Annotated in this window: 24 protein-coding genes; 15 read left to right on the top strand and 9 right to left on the bottom strand. The window is 69.2% G+C overall.

Annotated elements, in window-relative coordinates; all coding sequences use genetic code 11:
* Positions 1 to 46: 46 nt before the first annotated feature.
* Both AC5Y6X_RS05195 and AC5Y6X_RS05200 read right to left on the bottom strand, forming a co-directional pair.
* Positions 47 to 424: a thiol-disulfide oxidoreductase DCC family protein gene (locus AC5Y6X_RS05195; RefSeq protein ID WP_324679516.1), complete on the bottom strand. Its 378-nt coding sequence runs from the start codon at positions 422 to 424 to the stop codon at positions 47 to 49.
* 42 nt (positions 425 to 466) lie between these two features.
* Positions 467 to 769: a DUF4193 domain-containing protein gene (locus tag AC5Y6X_RS05200; RefSeq protein WP_324679518.1), complete on the bottom strand. Its 303-nt coding sequence runs from the start codon at positions 767 to 769 to the stop codon at positions 467 to 469.
* Between the two features lie 366 nt (positions 770 to 1135).
* On the opposite strand from AC5Y6X_RS05200, the gene AC5Y6X_RS05205 reads away from it, so the two are divergent.
* The gene (locus AC5Y6X_RS05205) at positions 1136 to 1831 is read left to right on the top strand and encodes an HAD family hydrolase (RefSeq protein ID WP_324679520.1); all 696 of its coding nucleotides are present in this window, start codon (positions 1136 to 1138) and stop codon (positions 1829 to 1831) included.
* 6 nt (positions 1832 to 1837) lie between these two features.
* Here AC5Y6X_RS05205 and AC5Y6X_RS05210 read toward each other — a convergent pair whose 3' ends face one another.
* On the bottom strand, positions 1838 to 2338 hold the full coding sequence (locus tag AC5Y6X_RS05210) for a DUF6328 family protein (RefSeq protein ID WP_324679522.1): 501 nt from the start codon (positions 2336 to 2338) through the stop codon (positions 1838 to 1840).
* Positions 2339 to 2474: 136 nt separating this feature from the next.
* On the opposite strand from AC5Y6X_RS05210, the gene AC5Y6X_RS05215 reads away from it, so the two are divergent.
* The 3 genes from AC5Y6X_RS05215 to AC5Y6X_RS05225 are packed head-to-tail and all read left to right on the top strand — an operon-like array spanning position 2475 to position 5372.
* Positions 2475 to 3035 (top strand): hypothetical protein, encoded by a 561-nt coding sequence (locus AC5Y6X_RS05215; RefSeq protein WP_324679524.1) that lies wholly within the window; start codon positions 2475 to 2477, stop codon positions 3033 to 3035.
* Between the two features lie 10 nt (positions 3036 to 3045).
* On the top strand, positions 3046 to 4362 hold the full coding sequence (locus tag AC5Y6X_RS05220) for a Dyp-type peroxidase (protein ID WP_324679526.1): 1317 nt from the start codon (positions 3046 to 3048) through the stop codon (positions 4360 to 4362).
* Positions 4359 to 5372: a hypothetical protein gene (locus tag AC5Y6X_RS05225; protein WP_324679528.1), complete on the top strand. Its 1014-nt coding sequence runs from the start codon at positions 4359 to 4361 to the stop codon at positions 5370 to 5372. Before AC5Y6X_RS05220 ends, AC5Y6X_RS05225 begins: the two co-directional genes overlap by 4 nt.
* Positions 5373 to 5417: 45 nt before the next feature.
* On the opposite strand, the gene AC5Y6X_RS05230 is transcribed toward AC5Y6X_RS05225, so the two are convergent.
* A complete protein-coding gene (locus AC5Y6X_RS05230) occupies positions 5418 to 5780 on the bottom strand; it encodes an STAS domain-containing protein (protein ID WP_324679529.1) in 363 nt (120 codons plus the stop codon).
* A gap of 164 nt (positions 5781 to 5944) precedes the next feature.
* Here AC5Y6X_RS05230 and AC5Y6X_RS05235 point away from each other — a divergent pair, with 164 nt between their 5' ends.
* Genes AC5Y6X_RS05235 through AC5Y6X_RS05260 form a run of 6 tightly spaced genes read left to right on the top strand, consistent with a single transcriptional unit; the run spans position 5945 to position 11557 of the window.
* Positions 5945 to 6847 carry an STAS domain-containing protein gene (locus AC5Y6X_RS05235; protein ID WP_324679531.1) on the top strand — a complete coding sequence of 301 codons (903 nt, stop codon included), beginning with the start codon at positions 5945 to 5947 and terminating at the stop codon, positions 6845 to 6847.
* A gap of 21 nt (positions 6848 to 6868) precedes the next feature.
* Entirely contained in the window at positions 6869 to 7243 is a 375-nt protein-coding gene (locus AC5Y6X_RS05240) for an STAS domain-containing protein (RefSeq protein WP_324679533.1), read from the top strand.
* Complete coding sequence (locus tag AC5Y6X_RS05245) at positions 7233 to 7643, top strand: anti-sigma regulatory factor (protein WP_324679778.1); 411 nt, start codon at positions 7233 to 7235, stop codon at positions 7641 to 7643. Before AC5Y6X_RS05240 ends, AC5Y6X_RS05245 begins: the two co-directional genes overlap by 11 nt.
* A complete protein-coding gene (locus tag AC5Y6X_RS05250) occupies positions 7636 to 8262 on the top strand; it encodes a SpoIIE family protein phosphatase (protein WP_324679534.1) in 627 nt (208 codons plus the stop codon). The genes AC5Y6X_RS05245 and AC5Y6X_RS05250 overlap by 8 nt, the downstream gene beginning before the upstream one ends.
* Positions 8259 to 10490 carry a SpoIIE family protein phosphatase gene (locus tag AC5Y6X_RS05255; protein ID WP_324679536.1) on the top strand — a complete coding sequence of 744 codons (2232 nt, stop codon included), beginning with the start codon at positions 8259 to 8261 and terminating at the stop codon, positions 10488 to 10490. Before AC5Y6X_RS05250 ends, AC5Y6X_RS05255 begins: the two co-directional genes overlap by 4 nt.
* 47 nt (positions 10491 to 10537) lie before the next feature.
* Positions 10538 to 11557 carry an iron-containing redox enzyme family protein gene (locus AC5Y6X_RS05260; protein WP_499984970.1) on the top strand — a complete coding sequence of 340 codons (1020 nt, stop codon included), beginning with the start codon at positions 10538 to 10540 and terminating at the stop codon, positions 11555 to 11557.
* 6 nt (positions 11558 to 11563) lie between these two features.
* Here the strand turns inward: AC5Y6X_RS05260 and AC5Y6X_RS05265 are convergent, their stop codons facing one another.
* The 5 genes from AC5Y6X_RS05265 to AC5Y6X_RS05285 form a co-directional block, all read right to left on the bottom strand.
* The gene (locus tag AC5Y6X_RS05265) at positions 11564 to 11749 is read right to left on the bottom strand and encodes a CDGSH iron-sulfur domain-containing protein (protein ID WP_324679540.1); all 186 of its coding nucleotides are present in this window, start codon (positions 11747 to 11749) and stop codon (positions 11564 to 11566) included.
* Entirely contained in the window at positions 11746 to 12456 is a 711-nt protein-coding gene (locus AC5Y6X_RS05270) for a HemK2/MTQ2 family protein methyltransferase (RefSeq protein WP_324679542.1), read from the bottom strand. Before AC5Y6X_RS05270 ends, AC5Y6X_RS05265 begins: the two co-directional genes overlap by 4 nt.
* Before the next feature lie 13 nt (positions 12457 to 12469).
* Complete coding sequence (locus AC5Y6X_RS05275) at positions 12470 to 13027, bottom strand: type 1 glutamine amidotransferase domain-containing protein (protein ID WP_324679544.1); 558 nt, start codon at positions 13025 to 13027, stop codon at positions 12470 to 12472.
* A 97-nt stretch (positions 13028 to 13124) separates the two neighbouring features.
* Complete coding sequence (locus tag AC5Y6X_RS05280; RefSeq protein ID WP_324679546.1) at positions 13125 to 14111, bottom strand: LLM class F420-dependent oxidoreductase; 987 nt, start codon at positions 14109 to 14111, stop codon at positions 13125 to 13127.
* Between the two features lie 57 nt (positions 14112 to 14168).
* Positions 14169 to 14633, bottom strand: coding sequence for a GatB/YqeY domain-containing protein (locus AC5Y6X_RS05285; RefSeq protein WP_324679547.1), 465 nt, complete (start codon positions 14631 to 14633; stop codon positions 14169 to 14171).
* Between the two features lie 33 nt (positions 14634 to 14666).
* Here AC5Y6X_RS05285 and AC5Y6X_RS05290 point away from each other — a divergent pair, with 33 nt between their 5' ends.
* From AC5Y6X_RS05290 to AC5Y6X_RS05310, 5 genes are read left to right on the top strand one after another with little or no spacing between them, the layout of a single operon-like run.
* Complete coding sequence (locus tag AC5Y6X_RS05290; RefSeq protein ID WP_420715935.1) at positions 14667 to 15938, top strand: DUF7847 domain-containing protein; 1272 nt, start codon at positions 14667 to 14669, stop codon at positions 15936 to 15938.
* A 24-nt stretch (positions 15939 to 15962) separates the two neighbouring features.
* Positions 15963 to 16616 (top strand): DUF4129 domain-containing protein, encoded by a 654-nt coding sequence (locus tag AC5Y6X_RS05295; protein ID WP_324679552.1) that lies wholly within the window; start codon positions 15963 to 15965, stop codon positions 16614 to 16616.
* The gene (locus AC5Y6X_RS05300) at positions 16598 to 17746 is read left to right on the top strand and encodes a DUF4350 domain-containing protein (RefSeq protein ID WP_499984973.1); all 1149 of its coding nucleotides are present in this window, start codon (positions 16598 to 16600) and stop codon (positions 17744 to 17746) included. Before AC5Y6X_RS05295 ends, AC5Y6X_RS05300 begins: the two co-directional genes overlap by 19 nt.
* Entirely contained in the window at positions 17743 to 18732 is a 990-nt protein-coding gene (locus tag AC5Y6X_RS05305; protein ID WP_324679556.1) for an AAA family ATPase, read from the top strand. The genes AC5Y6X_RS05300 and AC5Y6X_RS05305 overlap by 4 nt, the downstream gene beginning before the upstream one ends.
* Positions 18732 to 20054 (top strand): DUF58 domain-containing protein, encoded by a 1323-nt coding sequence (locus AC5Y6X_RS05310; protein WP_499984974.1) that lies wholly within the window; start codon positions 18732 to 18734, stop codon positions 20052 to 20054. Before AC5Y6X_RS05305 ends, AC5Y6X_RS05310 begins: the two co-directional genes overlap by 1 nt.
* Positions 20055 to 20057: the final 3 nt, after the last annotated feature.

Consider the following 20057-nt stretch of genomic DNA (forward strand, 5'->3'; position numbering starts at 1 on the left):
CTACGACAATTCGGCGCAAGCGGCGGCGCGCCGCGCGCTCAAGGATCTACCCGCACCGTTCGGGCTCGGCCTCGCACAGCGGCGTCGCGCCGGGGAAGCGATAGCGGTGTGCCGCCACCCAGCGATAGATGACTTCTTGCAGCGCGCCGACTCCGGGAATTCGGTAGATCCACAACGGCAGCGGCGTGCCGAGCGCGGCGGAAAGGGCCGCGTTCATTGCGTGCGCGCCGGCGAAGACCGCGCCGGACGAGTCCAGCCACCACGCCGACTCCGTCAACCGGTCGCCGGCACCGACCCGCTCGGCCACCGCCGGGTCCTGCCACGGTTCGATGCGCAGCCGGCCCGTTCGGTTCCAGCGAGCCAGTAAGTTGACCGCGCGGGTGCACACCCCACATCGGCCGTCGAACGCCAAAGTGCCGTCCATATCCCCGAGTCTAAGCCCGCGCGGCCACGGCCCGCGGCGGCGTCACGCGCAGTCGGCGCAGATCGGCAGGCCCGAACTCGAGGTGCGCAGCCGGCTGCGGTGCTGCACCAAAAAGCAGCTCGAGCAGGTGAACTCGTCGGCGCGTTGCGGAATCACGGTCACCGAGAGCTCTTCACCGGACAGGTCCGCGCCGGGCAGCTCGAAGAAGGGCACCTCGTTGGGGTCGTCGTCCACGAGTGTCGTGGACGGGCCCGGCAGGGTGGGGGCGAGCTCGCGTAGAGCCGTCCGATCCTGGGGGTCGACGTCGGACACGCGGCGTGCGTCGTAATCGCTTGCGGTTGCCATGGGGTGCTCCTTCCTGCGGAGGGCCGGGTTGACGCACTTGCCTGTACTCACCCGTGGCTCAGGCGATACCCCGTTCAGGAGCCGTTCACACCCGACGAACCGAAGAAATTGCGCGCGCGACAATTGGCACCCCCGGCCCGCCATTGCCGCAGCTCGGCCGGGCGGACCCGGCGATGGGTGTACACCAGCCAGCCGGTGCCCGCCGCGGCGCACGTTGCCTGCCAACGGCTTTCGTGGTGGCACACGGTGGCGTCGGCCGTCGCCGGACGGCCGCCCCGGAATCCGCTGACAGGCCTACCCGCTCCGGCGGCCGTGAAACCGCCCACGGCCCGTGTCGGCGGGGCGGAACGCGGGTATGCCGCACCGATGACACCCGCCCGGCCCCCCGCGGTTCTGTTCGACGTGGACGGAACCCTCGTCGATTCCAACTACCTGCACGTCTACGCCTGGCAGCGGGCATTCGACAGCGAGGGCATAGCGGTCGCGGCCTGGCAGATCCACCGCTGCATCGGCATGGACGGCTCGCGGCTGGTGCGCAGCCTGTCCGACACCCCGACCGGGGAAGCCCCGCCCGACGTGCAAGACCGGATCAGCGAGGCACACAGCCGGTTCTACCGCGAAACGGCGCCCCTGCTCGCACCGTTGCCCGGCGCGCAGGCGCTGCTGCGCCGGGTCGCGGGGCTCGGGCTCCAAGTGGTGCTGGCCAGTTCGGCGCCCGACGACGAGCTCGAGATGCTACGCAAGGCGCTCGGCTGCGACGACGTCATCGCCGAGACGACGTCGTCACGCGACGTGGACACCGCCAAACCCGAACCGGGCATCGTGCAGGTTGCGCTCGATCGGGCCGGCGTGAACCCCGACCGGGCCGTGTTCGTCGGGGACGCCGTGTGGGACGCCCACGCCGCGGCGGGCGCGGGGTTGGCGTGCATCGGGATGCGCAGCGGCGGCATCGCCGACGCGGAACTGCAGGCCGCCGGGGCCGCGCCGATCTTCGCGGACCCGCAGGATCTCCTCGACCATCTGGAATCCACCCGCATCGCGGAGCTGGCGGCCCGCCGCTGATATCGGCTACCTCTCGCGGGTACGCAGCAGCAGCGGCAACACCCACCAGAAAAGCGCGAACATGACGAGCGCGCACGCCCCCGCAACGAAGCCCACATCGCGACCGGACACCGCGGCGAAAATGATGACGGTCACCCCGGTCAGCGCGGCGCCCAGCAGCGCCAGCCCGGCGTAGGCGCAGCGGTGCGCCGCCGACACCAACACCCGCAAGCGATGCCGCCTGAACAGCATCCGGTGCATGGCGACCGGGGAGATGAGCAACAGGGTCGAGGCCACCGAGAACCCCACCGTCGCCAGATACACCATCCGCATGGGCTCGCCGAGCACGTCAAAGCGCTGCTGAAAAGGCAGCGTGAGCAGAAATCCGGTGAGCAGCTGCACCCCGGTCTGCACCACCCGCAACTCCTGCAGCAGGCTGTTCCAATTGCGGTCGAGCCGTTGGATTTCGGTCTCGCCGCGTTCCCGGCGATCCCAGCGCTGGTCGTCCTCCGGGTGATCGACGTCCATGGCCGTGATCATCGCACCGCTCGCCGCGTTTGGGGAGCGCCCCGCTCGCGCGTCCGGGTAAAAGACGGCCCGGGAGCCAGACTCGCGTAGTAGCGTCCCGCCCAGCGGGGGGCGAATCGAGGAGACGGGAGAGGCGATGCCGCCGATCGAGCACGAGTGGACCAAGCCCGCGGCGATGGCCATCCCCGCGGAGGGTTACTTCGAGCTGCAGCGCGGCAGATACGGGCCCGTCTTCCCGAGAACCCCCGCCTGCTACGGGTTCTCGATCATCGCGAAGGTCAAGCCGGGGCGCGAGGAGGCGATCCGCGAGTACGGCAGGGTGATCCAGGCGGCAATCGAGGCGCAGCCGGACCTACTGGCCCCGCTGCGGCTGCATTACCTGCGCTGGGTTCTGTTCGACGTCGGCTTCGGACTGCATTTCCAATACCAGGGGATTTTCGACACCGACTTCGACAAGTACACCGAAGACGCGATCAAGCTGTTTTCGCAGTCGGGCGTCACCACGGTGTTCACCAACCTGGAAGGCTTCCCCGAGGACTGGCAGACCAACCCGGAGGCATTCATCAAGTTCGTGCGCGAGCACCAATTCCCCAGCTTCCTGGAGTACGGGGAGTATCCCTATGTCACGGCCGACGAGATCAAGAAGGCGCTTCGCCTCAAGGCCGCGTTCTCCGACATGCTCGACCAGATGCAGTAGATGCTCGCGCATGCTTGAGTTGGACAACATCCAGCACATCCTGGTGACGCGCACCCCGGCGATGACGGGGCGCTACGAATTCCTGTCGTTCGACAACCCGGCGGGAGGGCGAGCCTGGCTGGGCGAGCTGGTGGACAAGGCCCAATCGGCGGCCGACGTGCGCAGGACGATGGACAGCAGCGACCGCTGGGTCACGCTGGCGTTCACCTGGAATGGCCTGCGGGCGTTGGGCGTTCCCGAGGACTCGCTCGCCACGTTCCCGGACGAATTCCGTGAGGGCATGGCCGCGCGCGCGGACATCCTGGGCGACACCGGTGCGAACCACCCCGACAACTGGGGCGGCGGGTTGGCCGGCGACGACCTGCACGCGATCGCGATCCTGTTCGCCCGCAACGATGCCGAGCACCGCCGCTGCACGACGGTTCACGATGATCTGGTCGCACGCTGTCCCGGGGTGCGGGTGCTGTCCTACCTCGACCTGAACGCGACGCCACCGTTCGACTACGCCCACGATCACTTCGGGTTCCGGGACCGATTGTCCCAACCGGTGATCGAGGGCAGCGGCGAAGAGCCGACACCGGGTTCCGGCGGGGCGCTGAAGCCCGGCGAATTCATCCTCGGCTACCCCGACGAGGAAGGCAACATACCGAATCTTCCTCAACCCGAGGAATTGTCGCGCAACGGCAGCTACATGGCCTACCGGCGGCTGCGGGAGCACGTCGGGCTGTTCCGCGACTACCTGAAGGAACAGGCCGACACGCCGGACGGGCAGGACCTCCTTGCCGCGAAACTGATGGGCCGGTGGCGAAGCGGTGCACCGCTGGTCCTCGCACCCGAGCACGACGACCCCGAGCTCGGCGCGGATCCCATGCGTAACAACGACTTCAACTACAAGGAACCGGACCCGTTCGGGTACGCGGTGCCGCTGGGTTCCCACATCCGCCGGCTGAACCCGCGCGACACGACGGTCAACATGAACCGGCGCCGGATGATCCGCCGCGGCGCGACGTACGGCGAGGCGCTTCCCGAGGGCGCCGACGACGACGGCGCGGACCGCGGCATCGCCGCGTTCATCATCTGCGCCAGCCTGGTGCGCCAATTCGAGTTCGCGCAAAACGTGTGGATCAACGACCGCAACTTTCACGAGCTGGGCAACGAGCGCGATCCGATCTGCGGAACACAGGACGGCACACTCGAATACAAGATTCCCAAGCGCCCGATCCGCAAGGTCCTCAAGGGATTGCCGGCGTTCACCACGCTCACCGGCGGCGCGTACTTCTTCCTTCCCGGTATCAACGGCCTCAAGTACCTTGCGAGGACACCATGAGCGCACCCGCGCGCACCTACAACCAGGCGCACCTTCCCCGTCAGCACACGCCAGGCCGCCGGCGTATCAGCATCTACTGGACGTGGAGCTATCCGTGGGAGGCCCAACGCGATCCCGCCGCGATGGACAACCGGTTCTCCACCATGACGGAGGTCCGCCGGGTGGCCTGGCCGAACTACGAGACGCCGGAGTGGGACGAGGCGCACTTTCTGCAGGGCATCGCCGGGACCCTGGAGTTGTTCCACCGCTCGACACTGCATTTCCAGGAACTCGCCGGCGAGGTGACCGGTCACCCGGTCGCGGTCTTCCAGCGGATCGACCAGGCGGGATACCAGCTGCCGATCGACGAGCGGGTGCTGGCCGACGCCGACACCCTCATGGTTTTCGGGCTGGATCACGTTCTCGGACAAGAAGAGTCGCGACCGGAGGAGGCCGAAGCGATTCGGGCGTGGCTGCAGCGCGAAGGCACCTGCCTGCTGATGGCCCCGCACCACGACGTGGGCTTCACCCACGACCCCGAGCAGCGCCAGGTCGAGTACCTACACCACGGCGACCCGCTGGTGCCGCGCCAGCAGCGCTTCAGCCAATACACCCGGTCGCTGATGAAGGCCCTCGACGTTCCCGTCTACAACAGGTGGGGGCTAAGGCCCGCCGTTGTCCCAGGCGGCAATGAGATCGCTCCGCTGACCGCGTTCGCCGATCTTGACGCGCCCGGACTTCTCGACGGCGTAACCACTTTCAACTTCCACCCGCACCTGCCGCACTACGAGCTCACGGCGCCGGAAAGCGACACGCTGCGGGTGCTCGGCCGGCAACGAATCGATCCCACCCGGCCCCATCCGTTCACCGAGGCGGGCAACACCGAGTTCAACGCGCTCATCTGGATGCCGCCCGCCGGCCGGCGCGCCGGCGACATCGTGCTGGTCGACTCCACGAATTTCACGACGCTTTTCGGGGGCACCGAGAGCCTGGCCCGCTTCTGGCGCAATGTCGCCCTGATGTCGCCCTGATGAGGTGACGCGGCCCCGGCGAGCCGGACTCGACGAGACCGAACGTCAGCCGTTGACTTCCCGTACCGCGGTCAACGCGTCGTCGAGGGTCGGGTACAGCGGGAAGGTCTTGTCCAAACCGGTCAGGTGGATCGGCCGCCTGGTCGCCGGACCCCGCGCGACCACCCCGAACTCGACGGACTTGCCCAGCTTCTCGTAGGTGGCCGCGAGGATCTTCAGCCCCACCGAGCCGAGGAACTCCACCGCGGAAAGATCGATGACCAGTGCCGTCGGGCCGTCCGCGACTACCGCGCCGATGGCTTGTTCCAGGGCCGGGGCGGTGACCAGGTCGATTTCACCGCTCACGCTGACCACGGACACCCCATCGTGGTCCGCAACCAACGTGGTAATCGAATCAGGAGCTGACAATGGCGATCCTTTGTCCCGGGCCTTAAGTGCCTTAAGTGTGGTGCAAGCCTAACCTGCTTTGCGAACTGCGAGAAAGAAGAAGACCTCAACACCTGCCCCGCGACGATCCAGGCTAGTCTCCCCATAGAACGTGCGCACTGCGACGCGGCACATGGGGAGGTCAGATGTCAGACTTGCCGTCGGATTTCAGCAGTACCAGCACCGCCGCACAGACGGTCAGCATCTCCAGCGAGGGCCTGCTACCGCAGCTAGTGCAGCATTTGCGGCAGAACCGGACGGTTTTGCGTGAGGAATGGGCGCGCAGGATCACCGAGGCGCAGTTGCTCACCGCCATGACCCCCGAAGAGCTGTTCTCCGAAGCCACCGCCGTCTACGACAACTACGTCGAGGTGCTCGAGACCGGTAGCGTCGAGGCGCTGCAGGCCTATGCGCGCGACCTGTCGGAACGCATCATCCCCCGGGGCGTGGAGACCGACGAGGTGCTCGGCATCGTCTTGCTGCTGCGCGACGTGCTGGCCCGCTCCCTGTTCGAGAAGTACCAGACAGACTTCGAGATGCTCAACCGCGTGCTGGACGCCTACGAGCCGGCGGCCAACCGCATCGCCAACACCGTGGGCGTGTCCTTCGTGCAGGAGCGCGAGCGCATCATTCGCCAGCAGCAGGAGGCGATCCGCGAGCTGTCGACCCCGGTGCTGCAGGTGCGCGAGCAGCTGCTGATTCTGCCGATCATCGGCGTGCTGGACAGCCAGCGCGCCCGTCAGGTCACCGAACAGCTGCTGCGGGCCATCCGCGCCAACCGCGCGAAGGTCGTCGTCATCGACATCACCGGTGTGCCCACCATCGACTCCACGGTGGCGAACCACCTGGTGCAGACCGTCGACGCGTCGGGGCTGATGGGCGCGAGCGTCATCATCACCGGCCTGTCCTCCGAGATCGCCCTGACGCTGGTGACGATCGGGCTGGACCTGTCGAAGATGAACGCCGTCGGCGACCTGCAGGGCGGTATCGAAGAGGCCGAACGCCTGCTGGGCTACGAAGTCACACGCACCGGCGACACCACCGGGTAGACCCAATCAGCAGAGTTCCCGATGCCAGTCCCCATCCTGAAACAGGGCGCGATTCTGATCGCGACGGTGCAGGCCGCACTCACCGACTCCGAGACCGAACGGCTCCGGTACGACCTGATGGAGCGGGTCAGCCGGTTCCGCGCGCAGGGCATCATCGTCGATGTCACCGCCATCGACGTGATGGATTCGTTCGCCGCCCGGTCGCTGCGGACGATCGCGCACATGACGCGACTGCGCGGTGCGGACACCGTGATCGTGGGTTTGCAGCCAGAGGTGGCCTTCGCCATGGTCCAACTGGGTCTGGCGTTCGATGACATGAACACGGCCCTGGACCTCGAAGAGGGCCTTGCCCTGCTGAGTCGCAAATCGACGATCGGGCGCGATGGTGGAGGCTGACATCGTCGTCGACATCGATAACCCCGACGACATCGTCGAAGCCCGCAAAGCCGGCCACCAGCTCGCACTCGACCTCGGATTCTCGCTGACCGACGTCACCATGATCGCGACCGCGATCTCCGAGATCGCGCGAAACATCACCAGCTATGCAGGTCGCGGTGCGGTGCGGGTCGCGGTCGAGGACCGGGAGGGCCGCAAGGCCCTGGTGGTGCGCGCCGAGGACGACGGGCCCGGCATCGCCGACATCGAGCGCGCCATGGAGGACGGATACTCCACCGGCCGCGGGTTGGGCATGGGCCTGCCCGGGGCCCGCCGCCTGATGGATCGGTTGATCGTGGAATCCGCGCGCGGCCGCGGGACGGTCATCGAAATGTGGAAATGGGTTCCCGGCCGTGCATGAACACGGCCGGCTGGGGCCAATGGAATGGGCAAGGGCGGGCCGCCCGGTGCCCGGCGAGTACACGTCCGGCGACCGCGGCCTAGCGATCGACATCGACGGTGCTGCCGCCCTGTTCGGGGTGCTGGACGGACTCGGCCACGGCCCCGCCGCCGCCGCCGCGGCGCTGCGCGCCGTCGACGCGCTCACGCACGCCCGCAACGAGCGGGTCGAGGTTTTGGTCCAGCTGTGCCACCGCGTGTTGGCCGGCACCAGAGGAGCCGCGATGACCCTGGCGCGGGTCGATTTTGCGGCCGGCACGCTGACGTGGACCGGGGTTGGCAACGTCACGGCCAACCTGCTGGCCAAGGATGCGGCCGGCGTCCACGTCCGCTCCAGCGCGCGGCTGGCCGCGGGCATCGTCGGCTACCGCATCCCGGAAATCAGGCCCGCGCAAGTGATTCCGCTGCGCGCCGGCGACCTGCTCGTCATCGCGACCGACGGCATCACCGAGGAGCACTTGGACCACCTCGACTTCGCGGGCACGGCCACAGCGATCGCCGAGGAGATCTTGGGCAAGTACGCCAAGGAATCCGATGATGCGATGGTGCTCGCCGCGCGCCACCGGGGAGCAACCACATGACCAACGCAAACCTTGACGACTTTCACGCCCAGTACGTCACCGCGCTGCGGGCCTACCTGGACACCCGCGACGAGGACAGCCTGGCCGTCGCCCACGAGCTGGGCCGCCGGGCCCTGGAAGAGCAGATCAGCATGCTCGACATCATCGAGCACCACGTCGAGCTGGTCCTCGAACTCGCGAAGGACATCCGGGTTGACGGGCCGGTCGCGCTGGATTTCTTGCTGCAGACGCTGGCCCCGCTCGACGTCGCAACCCGCGGATTCCTCGACGGCACCAAGCGCTACGCCGAACAACGCGCCCGCGCCGAGGGGCTCGCCGACCGCGACAAATTCCGCACCGCACTGGTGAATTCGCTGCAGGAGGGGTTCTTCGTCGCCGATCACGAGGGCGCGGTGATCGAGATCAACCACGCGTTCGCCGACATCCTGGGCTACCCCGCCGAAGGTTTGCCGTATCGCTGGCCCCATCCGTGGCTGGTCGACAAGAAGACGGCGCGTCAACAAATCGAAAAAGTGATGAGCAGCGGCAGCGCCGAGTACGAGACACCGATTCGGCATCGAGACGGCCGCCTCGCCTGGGTGGCGGTGAGCATCAACGCCGTCAAGGAAACCGGCAGCGACCGGGACGTTTTCGTGGGCACCATCCGGGACATCACCGCAGAGCGCGCGTTCGCGGCGCGGGAAAGCGCGGTGCTGCGCCTGGCCACGGCCGTGGCCGTGGCCAAGAGCGTGGCCGAGCTGCTGGCCATCACGCTCGACGAGTGCCGGACGTCGATCGACATCCAACGCGTGGTCGCCGTGTCGTGGCCGAACGGCGACGGGGAGCCGACCGTCCAGATCGCCGGGGAGTCCGGCGAGTCGTCGTGGCGCGACCTTGATCCGTGGCTGCGCAGCACGTTTCAGGATGCGCGTCACCAGCTGCCGCTGACCGCCAAGACGGTCGACCGGCCGGACACCCCCGGGAAGGCGCAGGGGCTGGTCGCGGTGCTGTCCGGTGCGGGCGACGTCGCGTTGTGGCTGGAGCTGGGCTCCCCCCGCTGGATCAGCGCCGAGGATCGGCTGCTGGTGACGGTGCTCATCGGCCATCTCAGCCTGGCCATCCAGCATGTCCGCCAGTTCGAGAGCGCCCGCGAGACGTCGCTAACCCTGCAGCGCGCGATGCTGCCGCCGGTGAAGCCGCCGCCGGGGTTTGCCGTGCGCTACGAACCCGCCGTCCCGCCGCTCGAGATCGGCGGCGATTGGTATGACGTGCTGCCGCTGGGCGATCACCGCATCGGCATCGTCGTCGGCGACTGCGTGGGCCGCGGCTTGCCCGCCGCGGCGATCATGGGCCAGCTGCGCAGCTCGGCGCGGGCGCTGTTGATCAACGGCGCCCAGCCGGCGCTGCTGCTCGAGCAACTCGACTCGGCGGCGTCGCTCATTCCGAACGCCTACTGCACAACGGTTTTCGTGGCCGTCCTGGACACCGAATCCGGTCTGCTGCAGTACAGCAACGCCGGCCACATGCCGGCCGTGGTCGCCGGGGCCGGGTCCGGTTCCGAGCCCGAGAAGGCCGTACTGACCGACGCCACCTCGGTGCCGCTGGCCGTCCGCCGGGACGAGCCCCGCCCACAGGCGTCGACGGTGCTGCCGTCGGGCTCGACGCTGATGCTGTTCACCGACGGCCTGGTCGAGCGCAAGCACGAGTCGATCGACGACGGAATCGCCCGCGCCGCAGACGTTTTGGTCGAGACGATGACGCTGCCGCTGGATGCCGTCGCGGATGCGATGCTGCGCGAACTGGCCCCGGCGGCCGGATATGACGACGACGTCGCGATGGTGATCTACCGGCACGGTGGGGCACCGTTGCGCATCGAAAGCATCGCCACCGCAGACCAATTGGTCGATATCCGGCATCGGCTGGGCGGCTGGCTGCGGGGCGCCGACGTGCCGGAGGAGTTAGCCGCCGACATCGTGCTGGTGATCAACGAGGCGTGCACCAACTGCGTCGAGCACGCGTACCGCGGACATCCCGTCGGGTCGATGCTGCTCGAGGCCAAGGCCACCGACGGCGAGATCCGGGCGCGAGTCACCGACACCGGTTCCTGGAAGAAACCGGCCGCCGACCCGGGCAACAGCGGGCGGGGCCTGGTGCTGATGAGGGCCCTGAGCAACGCGATGGAAATCGACACTTCCCCAACCGGAACGACGGTCGACATCAGCTTCCGTCTGCACCCGGCGGGGGTTTGACGGCGGCGCACCGTTTGCCCCGTCCCGATCGTGGTATCCACACAGGCGTGACCCGCGCATCGATCACCGTCGAACCCGCCCTCCCGGCGGCCCATGGGCCGTTGTCGATGGCGGTGCGCCGCACGTTGACGGGACCGCCGTCGAACGACCACCTCGCCCGCATCGGCACATCCGTGCGCGATTCCGATCCCTACGGCCTGGACCTGCAGCTGGCCCTGTGCATGTGCTACGAGCTGCATTACCGCGGGTTTGCCGGCGTGGATCCCACCTGGGAGTGGAATCCCCCCCTCCTGCACCTGCGCGCCGAACTCGAGCGGGCCTTCCTGGCGGGGGTGCGCCGCGACGTCGGACCGATCGACCCCGGCCGCACGGCGGCGGAGGAAATGGACGCGATCTCCGTCGAGCCCATCGACGGGACCGGCCCGTCGTATCACCTGCGCGACAGCGGGACCTGGCAGCAGATGCGCGAATACTTCGTGCACAGGTCGCTGTATCACCTCAAGGAGGGCGACCCGCACGCGTGGGCGATCCCGCGGCTGATGGGCGGCGCCAAGGCGGCGTTCGTGGCGGTCGAATTTGACGAGTACGGCGCCGGCCGGGGTCCGCGGCTGCATCAGCAGCTCTTCGCGGACCTGCTGGTTGCCGCCGATCTGGATCCGACCTATCTGGGCTACCTTGACGCCGTCGGTGCCGAAGCGCTCGCGGTGGTGAACCTGATGTCGCTGTTCGGGTTGCACCGCCGATTGCGTGGCGCCGCGATCGGGCATTTCGCGGCGACGGAGATCACCTCGCCGCCCGGCTCCCGGCGGATGGTCCAGGCGCTGGAACGGATGGACGCGCCGCCACAGTGCATCGCCTTCTACCGCGAGCACGTCGTGGCCGACGCGGTGCACGAACAGGTGGTGCGCCTCGACGTCGTCGGCGACCTCGTCGCCCGCGAACCGAGACTGGACCCCGACGTCGTCTTCGGCATGCGCGCGCACGCCGTGGTCGAAAATCGGTTGGCGGACAACATCATGGCGCGCTGGAAGCGGGACGAGGCGTCGCTGCGGCGACCGCTCGATTAGCATCGATTAGCCGCGCCGGCATCTCCGGTGGCTGGTGTCGCACAACGGGTACTCCCTGCTGCGCCCGCAGGCACAGATCGCCACCATGAACCGGTCGGATTCGACGACGCGGCCGTCGGGCGTCTCGATGCGCACCGGCCCGGAGACCAGCACCGGGCCTTTCGGCACCACTTGCACCCGGGTGGCGGTCATGGCTTGTCCGCCCGGATGACCACCAGCTCCTCGTGCCGGCAGCCGCGCCGCAACCGGCCCGTCTCCTCCAGCCAGGCCGCCCGCGCCGACAGCACCGGTCCGAATGGAATCCACTGGGAGGCAATGACTTCGGCCTCCAGCCCGGTTGCCCGCAGCGAGTCCAGCGACTGGCCGACACCGGCCAGTGCCGAGTGGACGAGCAGCAGGGATCCGCCGCGGCACAACAGGTTTGACGCCGACTCGCACAGCGGATCCAGCACCAGCCGCCCGTCGAGGCCGGCGTTCCATGCCCACGACGGCCCGGCGCTCGGCGAGATCGCCGCGGTGTCGTCGTCGGGCGGTGCCGGCACATAGGGCGGATTGGACACCACCACCTCGAAGGGCTCGCAGCTCAGCGCCCCGATCCAGGAGCCCTCGCGGACGTCGATCTCCACCCCCGCGACGGCCGCGTTGCCCCGGGAGCTGCGCACCGCGCGCGGGCAGATGTCGAAGGCGGTGACGCTGGCACAACCCATTTCGGCCGCCGCTATCGCGACGAAGCCGCTGCCGGCACACAGGTCGAGCACCCGCCGGCGCGGGATCAGCCCGCTGCGGTGCATCGTGTCGACGAGCAGCCGGGAGTCCTCTTGCGGCGGGTACACGTCATCCGGCCGGCCGGTCTCGGCGACGAGCAACTCCGGCCGCAGATCCGGATAGGTGGCGGTCAACGCTGCGCCCGATTCACGCGTGCGCCGAGGTTCTGGCGAGCTGTTCGACCACCGTCGAGCAGAACGCGGGCAGGTCGGCGGGCGACCGGCTCGTTATCAGGTTTTCGTCGACCACGACCTCTTCGTCCACCACGTGAGCACCCGCATTGCGAAGGTCGGTGCGAATGCTCGGATACGACGTGAGTGTTCGCCCGACCGCCACCCCGGCCTCCACCAGGGTCCACGGACCGTGACAGATCGCGCCGACCGGCCTTCCCGAGTTGACGAAGTCCCGCACAAACGACACCGCCGAGCGGTCCAGGCGCAACTTGTCGGGATTCACCGTGCCGCCGGGCAGCACCAGGCCGTCGAACTCGTCGACCGAAACATCCGAGACAGCCCGGTCCACGGGGAAGGTTCCCGCGGGCTCCAGGTCGTGGTTACGCGCCTGAATATCACCGGGTTTCAGGGACAGCAGCTGCACCTCCGCGCCCGCCTCCTCGAGCGCGGCGCGCGGCTGCTCGAGTTCCACCTTCTCCACCCCGTCGGCCGCCAGGATGGCAATTCTCTTGCCCTGCAATTCGTTTGACATCATGTATCCCTTCGTGCTCACGCGGAGCCGTCACGCGTCCCGCCCCGCGTCCGCGTTGGCATCCGAATACCCTTGCCGAAGCGCACCAAACTTGCGCTCAGCTCGAGGCGGCCCGCAGCGCCTCGAGCAACGGTTCCGCCGCTTCCTTCAGAAACAGCTCCTGCGTGTCGCCGCCGATCTGGACCAGCGCCACGTCGGTGAACCCCGCCTCCCAGTACGGGCGGACGGCGTCCACGATCGCGTCCAGGTCGGGTCCGCAGGGAATGCTCTCGGCGACGTCGTCGGGGCGCACGAATTGGGTGGCGCCGGCGAAGCCGGCCGGCGTCGGCAGGTCGGCGTTGACCGCCCAGCCGCCGGCGAACCACCGGAATTGGTCGTGGGCGCGTTCGATCGCCACGTCGCGGTCGGGATCCCAGCTCACCGGTAGCTGCCCCACCACCCGACCGCCCTCGGCGCCGTTGGCGGCCTGACGCGCGGCGTGCCACGCACCCACCAGGTCCGCATCGGGTTGCACCGCGACCAGGTGGTCGGCGAGCTTGGCGAATTTCTCGACGCCGTTGGCGCCGCTGGCCGCCACCCCGATTTGGACCGGCACCTCGGGCACATCCCACAGCCGCGCGGAGTCCACCTGGAAGTACTCGCCGCGCCAGTTCACCAGCCGGCCGCCGAACAGCTCACGGATGATTTTGATGGCCTCGCGCAGCATGTCCTGCCTGCGCTCGACGGTCGGCCAGGCCTTGCCGACGACGTGTTCGTTGAGGTTCTCGCCGCTGCCCAACCCCAGGGTGAACCGCCCGTCGGCAAGGATCTGCACGGTGGCCGCCTGCTGCGCGACGATCGCCGGGTGATACCGCATGGTCGGGCAGGTCACGTAGCTGTACAGGTCCACCCGGTGGGTGGCGTGCGCCACCGCGCCCAGCACCGCCCACGCATTCGGTGCGTGCCCCTGAGACATCAGCCACGGCGAGAAGTGGTCGCTGCAGACCTCGAAGTCGAAGCCGCGTTCTTCGGCCGAAAGCGCATACCGCACAAGGTCTTTGGGCCCGCTCTGCTCGGTCATCAAGGTATAGCCGAACTTGGTCATATCCGACCTGTACCCCGGCGCGCCGGGCGCAAACCGCCTCAGGGCGTCACGACGCGGCTATAGGCGCTCCTTGACCGCCGCCGACAGCCGCGCGCCGTCGGCCTTCCCGGCCGCGATCTTGGTGGCGGCCTTCATCACCAGCCCCATCTGCTTCATGCCCGGGCGCTCCCCGATGTCCTCGGCGACCTGCGCGATCGCGGTGTCGGCGACGTCTGCCAACTCCGCCTCGGTGAGCGGTGTGGGCAGGTACTCGTCGATGATCCGCGCCTCGGCGTGCTCGTTCGCGGCGAGCTCGCCCCGGCCGTTCTGGGTGTAGATCTCGGCTGCCTCGGCCCGCTTGCGGGACTCCCTGGCCAGCACCTTGATGATTTCGTCGTCGGAGAGCTCCCTGGCCTGCTTGCCGGACACTTCCTCGGTCTGGATCGCGGCCAGCAGCATGCGCAGGGTCGCGGTCCGCAACTTGTCCTGGGTCTTCATCGCCTGGGTGAGGTCGGCCCGGAGCCGGGATTTCAGTTCCGCCATGCCTGAGACGCTACGCGGGCGTCGCGAGCAGAGATTGAGAAATGCCCCGACCGCCGACAGGATGGAGGCCATGACCCACGACGGGCCCGGTTTCAAAGGCCACCGGACACGGTGAGCACGCTGCCACCCGGCTATCCGGCCGGCCCGCCGCCGGCTTACGGACCCCCGCCTTACGGCCCGCCACCCGCATACGGCCCCCCGCCGGCTTACGGCCCACCGCCCGCTTACGGCCCGCCGCCCGGCTACGGCCCCCCGCCCGGTTACGGTCCCCCACCTTATGGCCCCCCGCCCGGCTACGGCCCGCCGCCGGGATTCGGGCCGCCACCCACCCCGGCGGCGCTCAAGCCCGGGATCATCCCGCTGCGTCCGCTGTCGCTGAGCGACATCTTCAACGGCGCGGTCGGCTACATCCGCACCAACCCGAAGGCCACGCTGGGACTGACCACGCTGGTGGTCGTGGCCATGCAGATCATCACGCGGATCGCCTTCTTCGGGCCGCTGGCCGCCTACGGCCGGCTCACCACCGACCGGCCGGACGAGCTGACGTGGGGGGTCATGGGGGCGTGGGGGGCGTCGATGTCGGCCAGCCTCCTGGTCACCTGGCTGGGCAGCATGATGCTGTCCGGAATGCTCACCGTCATCGTCGGGCGGGCGGTGTTCGGTTCGACGATCACCATCGGCGAAACCTGGCGCAAGATTCGCGGCCGGCTGCTTCCCCTGCTCGGGCTGGCCTTGCTGGAAGCCGCGGTGGTGGTGGTCCTGGCCGGGTTGGTCGCGGTGATACTCGCGCTGCTGGCGGCGATCGGCAACGGCGCGCTGGCCGTCCTGCTGGGCTTCCCGCTGGGGCTCGCGATGATCGCGGTGCTGGTGTTCCTCTACACGGTGGTGCTGTTCGCACCCGTGCTGATCGTGCTCGAGAGGCTGCCGGTCATCGAGGCGCTGACCAGGTCCTTCGCGCTGGTTCGCGGCGGCTTCTGGCGGGTGCTGGGAATCCGGACGCTGACGTTCATCGTGGCATCCGTCGTCGCCAACGCGATGGCGGTGCCGTTCAGCATCGTCGGCCAGGTCATCCTGTCCGGAAACCCGTCGGTTTCGGCGCTGCTCATCGGCACCTCGGTCGCATCCGTCGGGGCGGCGATCGGCGAGATCGTCACCGCGCCCTTCAACGCCGGAGTGATCGTGCTGCTCTACACCGACCGCCGAATGCGCGCCGAGGCATTCGATCTGGTGCTGCAGACCGGCGCCGCCGGCGGGCCCTACGCTGCCGCGTCCACCGACAACCTGTGGCTGACCCGGCCCGCGTAGGCCGAGCGAGGACGAGCTGAGACAGTGCCTTCCATCGACATCGACCGCGATGGCGCCCACCTGGCCGCACAGACCGAGCTCGGCAAGCCGATCTATTCGAAGGCTTCTGCGGCACAACAACTCATCGACTGGCTCAACGAACAGATCTACCGGCTGCTGCAAAAGACCTCGGCGGTCCCGGGGGGATTGTTCACCACCACGGTGCTGCTGATCCTGCTTGCAATCGCGGTGATAGTCGCCGTCCATGTCGCGCGGCGCACCATGCGCACCCGCCGGGGCGGTGACCACCTGCTGTTCGAAGCCGCACAGCTCACCGCCGCCCAGCATCGCGCGACCGCGGAAGGCTATGCGGCGGAAGGTAATTGGGCCGCGGCGATCCGACACCGGTTGCGCGCCGTCGCACGCCAGCTCGAGGAGACCGGCGTGCTCAACCCTGCCCCCGGCCGCACCGCCAACGAGCTGGCGCACGACGCCGCCGCGGCGTTGCCTCATCTCGAAGGCGAATTGTGGGAGGCGGCAACGGCTTTCAACGACGTCACCTATGGTGAGCGGCCCGGAACTGCAGCCGCCTACCAGATGATCGCGGACCTCGACGACCACCTGCGGTCCAGACCACCGGCCGCCGCACCGACGTCGGGCCCGCACGTCGCCGTCGAATCATGGGCGAGGGTCCGGTGACGGCGACGATCCCGACGCGACCGGCGGCGCGGTGGCGCACATGGGCCTGGGTGGCGCTCGCCCTGGTCGTGCTCGCCGCGATCGCCGCGATCGGCGCCTACCTGACCGAACCGCGACCCGGCGCCCCGATGGATCCCGCCTCGACCGAGCCCGACGGTGCCCACGCCCTGGTGGCGCTGCTGCGCGACGGCGGCGTCGACGTCATCGTCGCCAACGGCATCGCCGACGTCGAGCGGGCGGCACGCCCCAACACGCTCATCCTGGTGGCACAGAGTCAGTACCTGGCCGACGACACCCTGCTGGACCGGCTGGCGAAGGCCCCCGGCGATCTCCTGCTGGTGGAGCCCACGGCGCGAACCCGCGAGGCACTCATGCCAGGGGTGACCATCGAGCCCTCCAGCGACTTCGACAGCAACCCGAATTGCTCGCTGCGCGAGGCCACCCGGGCCGGGTCGGTGCGGTTCGGCCCGAGCGTCAGCTACAAGGCCAAAGACGGCCGGACCATGACGCGCTGCTACGACGGGATACTGATCCGGTTCCGGGACCACGCCCGGACAGTGACGGCCGTCGGCAGCACCGATTTCATGACCAACGGCGGCCTGTTGCACGCGGGCAACGCCGCGTTGGCGATGAACCTCGCCGGTGACCGGCCCCGCCTCATCTGGTACGCGCCGCATCGCGTCGAGGGCGAAACATCCTCGCCCGCATCGATTTCCGACCTGATCCCGGAGAATGCGATCTGGGTCGTCTGGCAGCTCTGCCTGGTGGTGCTGCTGGTTGCGCTGTGGAAGGGGCGCCGGCCGGGTCCGCTGGTCGCCGAGGAGCTGCCCGTCGTGGTGCGGGCGTCGGAAACGGTGGAGGGGCGCGGCCGGCTCTACCGGTCCCGGCGCGCCCGCGATCGCGCCGCCCAGGCGTTGCGCACCGCCACGCTGCAGCGCCTACTGCCGCGCCTCGGCCTCGGCGCGGGCACGCCGCCGCCGGCGGTGGTGGCGACCGTTGCCCAGCGCAGCGGGGCAGACGCGGGCTTCGTTTCCTATCACCTGTTCGGCCCGCCGCCGGCCACCGACGACGACTTGCTACAACTCGCCCGAGCGCTCGACGAAATCGAAAGGCAGGTCACACACTCGTGACACAACCGTCCCCGCCGCACACCCCCGTCTCAGACCCGGCCGCCGAATCCGCGCGAAATGCGTTGCTGGCGTTGCGCGGTGAGCTCGCCAAGGCCGTCGTCGGACAGGAAGGGGTCGTCAGCGGCCTGGTCATCGCGCTGCTGTGCCGCGGTCACGTGCTGCTGGAAGGCGTTCCGGGAGTGGCGAAGACGCTGCTGGTCCGGGCGTTGGCCGCGGCGTTGCAGCTGGAGTTCAAGCGCGTGCAGTTCACCCCCGACCTGATGCCCGGCGACGTCACCGGATCGTTGGTGTACGACTCGCGCACCGCCGCGTTCGCGTTCCGGCCCGGCCCGGTGTTCACCAATCTCCTGCTGGCCGACGAGATCAACCGCACCCCGCCCAAGACCCAGGCCGCGCTGCTCGAGGCGATGGAGGAGCGTCAGGTCAGCGTGGAGGGCGAGGCCAAGCCGCTGCCCGACCCCTTCATCGTCGCCGCGACACAGAACCCGATCGAATACGAGGGCACCTACCAGCTGCCCGAGGCGCAACTGGACCGCTTCCTGCTCAAGCTGAATGTCGCACTGCCGCAACGCGATTCCGAGATCGTCATTCTCGGGAGGCACGCGCACGGCTTCGACCCCCGCGACCTGTCCGCGATCAAGCCGGTGGCTGGGCCCGGGGAATTGGCGGCCGGCCGGCAAGCCGTCGCGCAGGTGCTGGTCGCCGACGAGGTGCTCGGCTACATCGTCGACATCGTCGGCGCCACCCGTTCCTCCCCTGCGTTGCAGCTGGGTGTGTCGACACGCGGGGCGACGGCGGTGCTGGCCACCGCCCGATCCTGGGCATGGCTGTCCGGCCGCAACTACGTCACGCCCGACGACGTGAAGGCCATGGCCCGCCCGACGCTGCGGCACCGGGTGATGCTTCGCCCCGAAGCGGAGCTCGAGGGCGCCACACCCGACGGCGTGCTCGACGGAATCCTGGCCTCGGTTCCGGTGCCCCGATAGTGATCCTGACCGGGCGCACCGGCCTGGCGGCGCTGATTCTCGTCCTTCCGATCGCGCTGTCGCCCTGGCCGGCAAGGGCTTTCGTGGCGCTACTGGTGGCGCTGGCGGTGGTGGTCGCCATCGATGTCGGGCTGGCGGGCAGCACCCGTGGGCTGCGCTACACCCGGTCGCCGGACTGCTCCGCCCGGCTGGGCCAGCGGGTCGATGCCGACCTGGAGATCTTCAACGACGGCCGCCGCCGCTTCCGCGGCCAGATCCGCGACGCCTGGCCGCCCAGCGCGCGCGCCGAACCGCGCAGTCACGCCGTCACCATCGCAGCCGGCCAGAGCCGGCGTGTCCGCAGCGTGCTGCGGCCGGTTCGCCGCGGCGATCAGCGCGCGGCCGTCGTCACCGCCCGGTCGATCGGGCCGCTGGGGTTCGCCGGACGGCAGCGCTCCCGGCCGGTGTCGGGCCAGGTGCGGGTGCTGCCGCCCTTCCTGTCGCGCAAGCACCTGCCGTCGCGGCTCGCCAAGCTGCGGGAGATCGACGGGCTGCTGCCCACGCTGATCCGGGGGCAGGGAACCGAATTCGACTCGCTGCGCGAGTATGTCGTCGGCGACGACGTCCGCTCCATCGACTGGCGCGCCACCGCGCGCCGCGCCGACGTGATGGTTCGCACCTGGCGGCCCGAGCGCGACCGGCGGGTGGTGATCGTGCTCGACACCGGGCGCATGGCGGCCGGCCGCGTCGGCGTCGACCCGACCGCCGCGGACCCCGCGGGATGGCCCCGGCTGGACTGGTCGATGGACGCCGCCCTGCTGCTGGCCGCGCTGGCATCGCGGGCCGGCGACCACGTCGACTTTCTGGCGCACGACCGGGTGAGCCGGGCCGCCGTGTTCGGGGCGTCGCGCACCGAGCTGCTCGCCCAGCTGGTCGACGCGATGGCCTCGCTGCAGCCGACCCTCGTCGAATCCGATTGGCGCGCAATGATTGCCGCCATCCTGCGGCGTACCCGGCGGCGGTCGCTGGTGGTGCTGCTGACCGACCTCAACGCGACCGCACTGGACGAGGGGCTGCTGCCGATCCTGCCGCAGTTGTCGTCCCGGCATCATGTGATGATCGCCGCGGTCGCCGATCCGCGCGTCGACCAGATGGCCGCCGGGCGTTCCGATCCCGCTGCGGTGTACGACGCGGCGGCCGCCGAGCGATCCCGCAACGACCGCCGGGCCATCGCGTCGCGGCTGCGCCACGGCGGGGTGGAGGTCGTCGACGCCGTCCCCACGGAACTGGCGCCCGCGATCGCCGACCACTACCTGGCGATGAAAGCGACCGGGCGGCTTTGACTT

It is taken from the genome of Mycobacterium sp. NGS26 (assembly GCF_059813025.1).

Excerpts from the sequence above, each read along its gene's own strand:
- AC5Y6X_RS05195 (WP_324679516.1), bottom strand. The coding sequence starts at position 424 with ATGGACGGCACTTTGGCGTTCGACGGCCGATGTGGGGTGTGCACCCGC.
- AC5Y6X_RS05200 (WP_324679518.1), bottom strand. The coding sequence starts at position 769 with ATGGCAACCGCAAGCGATTACGACGCACGCCGCGTGTCCGACGTCGAC.
- AC5Y6X_RS05205 (WP_324679520.1), top strand. The coding sequence starts at position 1,136 with ATGACACCCGCCCGGCCCCCCGCGGTTCTGTTCGACGTGGACGGAACC.
- AC5Y6X_RS05210 (WP_324679522.1), bottom strand. The coding sequence starts at position 2,338 with ATGGACGTCGATCACCCGGAGGACGACCAGCGCTGGGATCGCCGGGAA.
- AC5Y6X_RS05215 (WP_324679524.1), top strand. The coding sequence starts at position 2,475 with ATGCCGCCGATCGAGCACGAGTGGACCAAGCCCGCGGCGATGGCCATC.
- AC5Y6X_RS05220 (WP_324679526.1), top strand. The coding sequence starts at position 3,046 with ATGCTTGAGTTGGACAACATCCAGCACATCCTGGTGACGCGCACCCCG.
- AC5Y6X_RS05225 (WP_324679528.1), top strand. The coding sequence starts at position 4,359 with ATGAGCGCACCCGCGCGCACCTACAACCAGGCGCACCTTCCCCGTCAG.
- AC5Y6X_RS05235 (WP_324679531.1), top strand. The coding sequence starts at position 5,945 with ATGTCAGACTTGCCGTCGGATTTCAGCAGTACCAGCACCGCCGCACAG.
- AC5Y6X_RS05240 (WP_324679533.1), top strand. The coding sequence starts at position 6,869 with ATGCCAGTCCCCATCCTGAAACAGGGCGCGATTCTGATCGCGACGGTG.
- AC5Y6X_RS05255 (WP_324679536.1), top strand. The coding sequence starts at position 8,259 with ATGACCAACGCAAACCTTGACGACTTTCACGCCCAGTACGTCACCGCG.
- AC5Y6X_RS05265 (WP_324679540.1), bottom strand. The coding sequence starts at position 11,749 with ATGACCGCCACCCGGGTGCAAGTGGTGCCGAAAGGCCCGGTGCTGGTC.
- AC5Y6X_RS05275 (WP_324679544.1), bottom strand. The coding sequence starts at position 13,027 with ATGTCAAACGAATTGCAGGGCAAGAGAATTGCCATCCTGGCGGCCGAC.
- AC5Y6X_RS05280 (WP_324679546.1), bottom strand. The coding sequence starts at position 14,111 with ATGACCAAGTTCGGCTATACCTTGATGACCGAGCAGAGCGGGCCCAAA.
- AC5Y6X_RS05285 (WP_324679547.1), bottom strand. The coding sequence starts at position 14,633 with ATGGCGGAACTGAAATCCCGGCTCCGGGCCGACCTCACCCAGGCGATG.
- AC5Y6X_RS05300 (WP_499984973.1), top strand. The coding sequence starts at position 16,598 with ATGGGCGAGGGTCCGGTGACGGCGACGATCCCGACGCGACCGGCGGCG.